The organism is Neobacillus drentensis, from assembly GCF_036962765.1.
GTDB classification, from domain to species: Bacteria; Bacillota; Bacilli; order Bacillales; family Cytobacillaceae; genus Neobacillus; species Neobacillus drentensis_C.
This window is the reverse complement of record NZ_JBALOS010000413.1, coordinates 1,256-3,901: the sequence shown is the minus strand read 5'-3', so window position 1 is coordinate 3,901 and position 2,646 is coordinate 1,256. Positions and strand designations below refer to the sequence as shown.

The window sequence follows — 2,646 nt, the reverse complement described above, 5'->3', positions numbered from 1 at the left end:
CTTTTATTGTTGTTATATACGTAGTATACTTGCAATTGTTCACCGAGAGAACATGAAATCCCTTATTGCTGGCAGGTACAGATAATGCACTATAAGGATAGTATTACTGTAAAAGTATTATTACCCTTTGGGAACATTATCACTGTACAACAATAAAAAAATTATAGGAGTGAATATAGATGGAATTACAATTAGCATTAGATTTAGTCAATATCCCAGAAGCAATTCAGTTGGTAAAAGAAGTGGAGGAACATATTGATATCGTTGAAATCGGAACACCTGTTGTTATCAATGAAGGTCTCCATGCAGTAAAGGCAGTAAAAGAAGCATTCCCTAATTTAAAAGTTTTAGCAGACCTTAAAATTATGGATGCAGCTGGTTATGAAGTAATGAAGGCTTCTGAAGCAGGTGCTGATATCGTCACAATTCTTGGAACTGCTGAAGATATGTCTATTAAAGGTGCTGTTGAAGAAGCGAAAAAACAAGGTAAAAAAATCCTTGTTGATATGATTGCTGTAAAAGATCTTGCTGGACGTGCAAAAGAAGTGGACGCTATGGGTGTTGATTATATTTGTGTTCATACTGGCTACGATCTTCAAGCAGTTGGAAAGAACTCTTTTGAAGATTTACAAACCATCAAAGGTGTTGTAAAAAATGCTAAAACTGCAATCGCAGGTGGTATTAAGTTAGAAACACTTCCAGAAGTCATCAGAGTACAACCAGACCTTGTCATTGTAGGTGGCGGGATTACTGGACAAGCTGATAAAAAAGCTGCTGCTGCCAAAATGCAACAAATGATTAATCAAGGGTAATTCAGATCATGAATACAACTCAATACCTAGCTGATATCATAAAAGAGTTAAATCGCTCCGTAGATTTAATTTCGAATGATGAAGCTGAAAAATTAGTTAATGGGATTCTTGAATCAAAAAAAATCTTTGTTGCAGGCGCAGGTAGATCTGGATTTATGGCCAAATCATTCGCCATGCGAATGATGCACATGGGGATAGATGCCTATGTGATCGGCGAAACAGTAACCCCTAACTTTGAAAAAGATGACATCTTAATCATTGGATCAGGTTCAGGAGAAACAAAAGGTTTAGTTTCCATGGCTGAGAAAGCAAAAAGCATCGGTGGGACGATTGCAACTGTTACCATTTTCCCTGAGTCCACTATTGGACAATTAGCGGATATCACAATTAAGTTGCCTGGCTCACCTAAAGATCAGTCGGAGAGTGATTTTAAGACGATTCAACCAATGGGCTCATTATTTGAGCAAACACTTTTACTATTTTACGACGCTGTGATTCTTCGGTTCATGGAGAAAAAAGGTTTGGATACCAATAAAATGTACGGTAGACACGCCAACTTAGAATAAATATATTATTCCTCGAGTTCTAAATAGGAAAGACCGCAAGCTGTTTCCATGCAAGATTGCGGTCTTTCTGTTAGAATGAAATACTTCAATTTGTAATAATTTTAGGAGTGATAAAATGATTTCTTTAAATGGAAAAACTGCAATAGTTACTGGCGCAGGAAGAGGCATTGGACGTGCTACTGCTATCGCCTTAGCAAAAGAAGGCGTTCATTTAGGCCTAATCGGCTTAAATATGTCTAATCTAGAAAAGGTAGCTGCTGAACTAGCACAATTTGATGTAAAGGTTTCTGCAGCAACAGCAGATGTGACCGATCTCGAATCCGTTACCCATGCTGTTGAACATATCAAATCAGACTTAGGCCCAATTGATATCCTAATCAATAATGCTGGTGTTGCTAAATTTGGTGGGTTCCTTGATCTAACACCAGAAGAATGGGAAAAAATCATACAAGTCAATTTAATGGGTGTGTATAATGTAACAAGAGCAGTATTACCAGGAATGATCGAAAGAAAATCAGGAGATATTATCAATATCTCTTCATCTGCTGGCCAAAAAGGTGCTCCTGTTACAAGTGCTTACAGTGCTTCTAAATTCGCTGTTTTAGGGCTAACAGAATCACTTATGCTAGAAGTAAGAAAACATAATGTCCGTGTTACTGCTTTAACACCAAGTACGGTCGTTACAGATTTAGCCATTGATACAAATCTTGTTAAGGGCAATGAAGAAAACGTTATGCACCCAGAAGACCTTGCAGAATTAGTCGTGGCTAGTTTAAAATTTAATCCAAGAGTATTCGTTAAAACAGCTGGATTATGGTCAACAAATCCATCATAAAACGAAGCAGATCCAGTGGGGTCTGCTTCTTTAGTTCGTACAAAATACTCTTATATGTATCAGTGATACAAGGACATTACTTTCTCTAAATCAACAATTAACTGGTTAACTTCATTCTGTGCTAAGCGTACAAGCATTTGATCGTATAAAGTAATAATTTGCCCATCCTCTTCATGCTGATGTTTTTTTAAATAATGATAAATATTATTTAACTGGTCTTCATTAAGGACCGACTCTGTTTCGAAATTCTTAACTTTCTGTAAGGAAAATTCATTGATAGTCGAATCAAATTCACCTGCAATAATGTTCCCTTTCACGAACATCCTCTCACTCCTCAAAGTCAGTATAGGATAGTTTTCCCACATAATATGTTAAATAAATCTTTACTCCTCAAATTTAAAGAATATGAGGGCTTTTCAAATGTTTGATTTAT

General features: G+C 36.5%; 4 protein-coding genes. 3 read left to right on the top strand and 1 reads right to left on the bottom strand.

Annotated features, from left to right (window positions below; genetic code table 11):
* The first annotated feature begins 179 nt into the window (after window positions 1-179).
* The 3 genes from hxlA (at window position 180) to V7137_RS30215 (ending at window position 2,213) form a co-directional block, all read left to right on the top strand.
* Window positions 180-812, top strand: a complete 633-nt coding sequence (gene hxlA, locus V7137_RS30225; RefSeq protein ID WP_335701486.1) for a 3-hexulose-6-phosphate synthase — start codon at window positions 180-182, stop codon at window positions 810-812.
* 8 nt (window positions 813-820) lie between these two features.
* The gene (gene hxlB / locus V7137_RS30220; protein WP_335701485.1) at window positions 821-1,378 is read left to right on the top strand and encodes a 6-phospho-3-hexuloisomerase; all 558 of its coding nucleotides are present in this window, start codon (window positions 821-823) and stop codon (window positions 1,376-1,378) included.
* A 115-nt stretch (window positions 1,379-1,493) separates the two neighbouring features.
* Complete coding sequence (locus V7137_RS30215; protein ID WP_026566628.1) at window positions 1,494-2,213, top strand: 3-ketoacyl-ACP reductase; 720 nt, start codon at window positions 1,494-1,496, stop codon at window positions 2,211-2,213.
* 59 nt (window positions 2,214-2,272) lie between these two features.
* Here V7137_RS30215 and V7137_RS30210 read toward each other — a convergent pair whose 3' ends face one another.
* Window positions 2,273-2,536, bottom strand: a complete 264-nt coding sequence (locus tag V7137_RS30210; protein ID WP_026566627.1) for a hypothetical protein — start codon at window positions 2,534-2,536, stop codon at window positions 2,273-2,275.
* Window positions 2,537-2,646 lie beyond the last annotated feature (110 nt).